6 protein-coding genes and 1 pseudogene are annotated in these 4,121 nt (G+C 29.8%); 3 read left to right on the forward strand and 4 right to left on the reverse strand.

Going from position 1 to position 4,121, the window contains the following annotated elements; translation table 11 throughout:
* Positions 1-159: 159 nt before the first annotated feature.
* A pseudogene (locus AC3ASS_RS13645) lies at positions 160-354 on the reverse strand (transposase); the annotation flags it as partial.
* Positions 355-520: 166 nt separating this feature from the next.
* Here AC3ASS_RS13645 and AC3ASS_RS13650 point away from each other — a divergent pair.
* The 3 genes from AC3ASS_RS13650 to AC3ASS_RS13660 all read left to right on the forward strand — a co-directional run bounded on the left by AC3ASS_RS13650 (position 521) and on the right by AC3ASS_RS13660 (position 2,214).
* On the forward strand, positions 521-724 hold the full coding sequence (locus tag AC3ASS_RS13650) for a DUF6501 family protein (protein WP_488284074.1): 204 nt from the start codon (positions 521-523) through the stop codon (positions 722-724).
* Between the two features lie 759 nt (positions 725-1,483).
* Positions 1,484-1,882: a fluoride efflux transporter FluC gene (locus AC3ASS_RS13655; protein ID WP_488284075.1), complete on the forward strand. Its 399-nt coding sequence runs from the start codon at positions 1,484-1,486 to the stop codon at positions 1,880-1,882.
* Positions 1,882-2,214: a fluoride efflux transporter FluC gene (locus AC3ASS_RS13660; RefSeq protein WP_488284076.1), complete on the forward strand. Its 333-nt coding sequence runs from the start codon at positions 1,882-1,884 to the stop codon at positions 2,212-2,214. The genes AC3ASS_RS13655 and AC3ASS_RS13660 overlap by 1 nt, the downstream gene beginning before the upstream one ends.
* A gap of 25 nt (positions 2,215-2,239) precedes the next feature.
* On the opposite strand, the gene AC3ASS_RS13665 is transcribed toward AC3ASS_RS13660, so the two are convergent.
* The 3 genes from AC3ASS_RS13665 to AC3ASS_RS13675 all read right to left on the reverse strand — a co-directional run bounded on the left by AC3ASS_RS13665 (position 2,240) and on the right by AC3ASS_RS13675 (position 3,944).
* Positions 2,240-2,803, reverse strand: coding sequence for a biotin transporter BioY (locus AC3ASS_RS13665; RefSeq protein WP_488284077.1), 564 nt, complete (start codon positions 2,801-2,803; stop codon positions 2,240-2,242).
* Positions 2,804-3,033: 230 nt separating this feature from the next.
* A complete protein-coding gene (locus AC3ASS_RS13670; RefSeq protein WP_488284078.1) occupies positions 3,034-3,246 on the reverse strand; it encodes a hypothetical protein in 213 nt (70 codons plus the stop codon).
* 101 nt (positions 3,247-3,347) lie between these two features.
* Complete coding sequence (locus AC3ASS_RS13675; RefSeq protein WP_488284079.1) at positions 3,348-3,944, reverse strand: SCO family protein; 597 nt, start codon at positions 3,942-3,944, stop codon at positions 3,348-3,350.
* Between the last annotated feature and the right edge of the window lie 177 nt (positions 3,945-4,121).

The raw sequence follows: 4,121 nt of genomic DNA on the forward strand, positions 1-4,121 counted from the left end.
GGTTTATTTATTATACCCAATTTTAATTAAAAATAGTTTCAGGAATTATCGAATTAGACTTGACTAATCGTAGGAAAGAGGCTGGGACAAAACTAGTTTCAAGTAAGGAAAGAGGTGGAAATTGAGAGGTTCAATTTCCACCTCTTACCATTTTCTTTATTAAATTTTTATATTTTCATATTTGTTGACCGTGTATTTTCGTAAATTCACGGCCATTAATGCTAAACCCATTTCGTTTTCCACCTTTGATTTTCCGAGGACAGAAAATCGAGTGAAACGCAAATTAGCCTTCAAGAATCCAAAAACTGGTTCCACGTCAATTTCAATCGCAACTTTATTTGCGATTGTTTTCTCATTTATAAAGCAAAAAGGAAAGTTATGTGAAGCTCTTGATTGACAAAGAATGATGTGATTTTGTGTCAAGAGATAATATTTCATTAAATTATTATCCATTATGTTGAAAAATTGAAAAATAGTCGATAAAATTTTTATATGTAAATTGGCAGGAAGGAGTTATAAAATGATCCATTTAAAGTGGGCAAACAATCCGACAATAAAACAAGTAAAATGTATTCATACGAATGCTGCAAAATATGTTGTAGACCGTATGTTAACCGTTGGAAAGATTTATGATGTCAAAAATGAAACAGAAGACTTTTATTTTGTCATCGACAATTCAGGTAAAGTTGGTGGATATTACAAAGAATATTTTGAAGAAATATAAAAAACCCTGTTTTTACAGGGTTTTCCTATTTTAAATTAGGACTTTTCCAGATAAATATCTATTGTTTGAAGGCAATAATAGAACCTCCTTTTCAAAGAAAAATTGAACGTTTATATTGCGTTATTATGATTTAGCCGTTCAATAATGATTCATCATATAATTCAAAGTGTAAAGGTTAATAAACATGAATCGGTGAAAAGGAGGGGTATAAAGCTTTATCATCGTATACTCTTTTGAAACTTACTAACCTTACCCAACATTAATGTGAACCCTTTTTCCAACAGTATTTTTGGGCCTCATTTATCAAAAATGATAGATGAGGTATTTTTTTGACATTGCATATTCATTTTATAAAATTTTTTGAGAAAAAAAAAGGGGAAAATAGTCATATTTTTCAAATTTTAATAGATTTTTTCATAGATTCAAATTCTTATAAAAAAATCATCATATGAGTATATGGATTTAAAAAAAATTATAGGTTATAAATAAATATAGTAAAATAGAATTGTTTAAAAGGATCATACGCTTTTTCATAAGTAGCGGAATGATCATTTTTTTATAAAGTTGATCATGAAAAGATAAATTTACTAACAAATGGCAATATTATTGTTAATAGTTTTATTTTCATAAATGAATCAAAGAAAAACCTAAGATAAAGATTTCTCATAAATGCCTATCTGTATTAATACTTAAACAATCGAAAATTTAAATTTTATATTTGTATTTTATGTTCTTGATATATAGAAAAGAGGGGTACATGTGAGGGTATTGTTTGTAGCCATTGGCGGAGCAATTGGAACTTACGTAAGGTATCTAATAAGTAATGTTAGTTTTGAAAATATTCATATCTTTCCAATACAAACCTTTTTTATTAATATTATTGGAGCCTTTCTACTGTCATTAATGTTTTCTTTATTTCGCTCTACATCTTTTATAGATTCTAAATATTTTAAAGGTATTTCAGTTGGTTTTCTTGGATCGTTTACAACCTTTTCATCTTTTTCATACGAATTTCTATATTTAATAGAACAAGATTTTATTTTGATCGCATTCTTATATCTTTTTGGCAGTCTCATATTCGGCATTGTCTTTGGTCTATTTGGTATTAAATTAGGAGAGAAAATCTATCAGCAACTGTCATTGAAAGAGGGAAACTAATGATGTTCATCATTTTTATTATAATAGGTGGAAGTATCGGGGCAATTTTGCGTTATTTTTTTGGACAAATCTTTTCGTTTGGGACAGTTATTTCTAACATTATTGCTTCCATTTTGCTAGGATTGTTTACCCAAATTCCAATGAATCACTTATTATTTAATATATTCACTGTTGGATTTTGTGGTGGATTAAGTACATTCTCTACATTTATATATGAATTAATCACTACGAAAAAGATGAAAGATCAAATTAATTATATGCTTTGGAATGTCGTAGCATCAATATTTGCTGTTGCAATTGGTATGTTCATTGGTTCATTTTTTGCAAAATAAAAAGGACTTTTTCAGTCCCTTATGATTATGAATGTGCTTTTGTATAAAAGAATTTAGTTGACAAAAGTCGATTCCGAACTGTGATGCCAGCCCATGAAGAAAGAAATGCTTTAATGATACCAACTATGATAAACGGTAAAAACGCTGATGAAAACGCTGCTTCCCAAGTGACATCCATGACAAACTTAAACCAAATCGTTCCAAACAATAGTGTGATAAACATGCCGATCGTATTGGCCAACATAGCATAAGCATATGTAAATGATTTCTTTTCAAGTATGTATCCTGTCAAATAAGCTGTAGGTATAAATCCTATTATGAATCCTCCCGTAGGACCGAAAACAACCCCTAATCCTGCACTTGCTTGAGAAAATACTGGTATGCCGACAATTCCTAATAAGATATATACTAATACTGATAGTGTCCCTAATTTCGATCCTAAAATCGTTGCCGCTAAACCAATCGCTAATGTTTGGCCAGTTATGGGAATGTAGGGAAGGGGAATGGTTATTTGCGCTAAAATACCAATCAATGCAGCAAAAAAGGCGACAATAATCATATTACGTAAACGTCTTTGTTGATGATTCATAGATTACACCTCCGATTTAAATGTTAACCAAAATTATAAGTAGGTTAACATTTTTCATTATAATGATTCTTTAATTCGGTTGTCAATGGATAATTTCTGTAGATCAAAGTGTGAAGAATATAAAAAATAGCAAAAAAAAATGAACCCGACTTCTCGGATTGGCCATCAATGGTATATATTCAAATTTGGTAAATATAATGCGCTCACATCTTTGAGTCAATTTAGATGTTTCAACCCTTACGTATATTTTCATTTAAATCAATATCTTTAGACGTTAAATAATTCCAGTTTTCATCATATTGTTCTACTATAGAAGTGTCGAAAATCTTCGCGTCAGTAGGAGGGGAGGAATTTTTATAAACGTAAATCAAAAATAAAGGAATTAAAATAATAATAACCCCAACAATACAATCCAATAACGTTTCTTTCCAATCTTTATTCAATTTTCTTCCTCCTTTCCTTGACATTATATTCATTAGTAGGAAAGAAGGTTTGCTAATAAACAAAATTAAAAAAAGACTAAGGATCCTTAGTCTTTAAAGTGTCATTCTAAATCCTCACTTTCATCCATTATCGTTTGAAAAACTTTTTCTTTATTAAATTCCTCCCCCATTGGAAATTTTGAAACAAATTGATTATTTTCATCGACTAAATAAGTGAATGTAGTATGAGTATAAAAACCGTTTCCTGGATCGTTATATAAAAAATTAAACGTGTCCGCTAAAGCTTTTGTATTTTTTGAATCTCCAGTTAAGAAATGCCAATGTTTGTCATGGTGAGCATTAAATGCTTTCGCATAGTCCGCCATAACATCTACGGTATCTCTATATGGATCGATCGTTACAGAAATAAATTCGACTTTTTTTCCATATATTCCTGATTCAATTAAATCGTTTTTCAATAATACCATTTTTTGTGTAGTTGTAGGACAAACATCCGGGCAATGTGTATACATAAATTCAATCAACTTTAACTTCTTATTGGACTGATCAAATCGATATTCATTATTTTCACTAGTTTGAAATATTAAGCCATCTGGTATTTGAGATGATTGATCTCTCCAAATAAAATAGCTAATACCTGAAACTGTGATAATGAATACAATAATAGCAGATAAAAGTATAATTTTTTTACTGTTCATGCCCAATCCCTCCTAATATAAGGATACAGTAGTGGATATATGATTAAAAGTAGCTAACGTGTATAGATCATGAATGTTTTTTGAACGTTTTTTCATAACGCGGATTGACCCCCTAAATTTGGACACATCCTATCTTATTTTAGGTTATTCTCAAAATTTCTCGTTTTTTCTTGGCAA

This window comes from Bacillus sp. JST-5 (assembly GCF_057747715.1).

What these genes read in the sequence shown, in the direction of transcription:
- AC3ASS_RS13650 (WP_488284074.1), top strand. Translation starts at nt 521, where the DNA reads ATGATCCATTTAAAGTGGGCAAACAATCCGACAATAAAACAAGTAAAA.
- AC3ASS_RS13660 (WP_488284076.1), top strand. Translation starts at nt 1,882, where the DNA reads ATGATGTTCATCATTTTTATTATAATAGGTGGAAGTATCGGGGCAATT.
- AC3ASS_RS13665 (WP_488284077.1), bottom strand. Translation starts at nt 2,803, where the DNA reads ATGAATCATCAACAAAGACGTTTACGTAATATGATTATTGTCGCCTTT.
- AC3ASS_RS13675 (WP_488284079.1), bottom strand. Translation starts at nt 3,944, where the DNA reads ATGAACAGTAAAAAAATTATACTTTTATCTGCTATTATTGTATTCATT.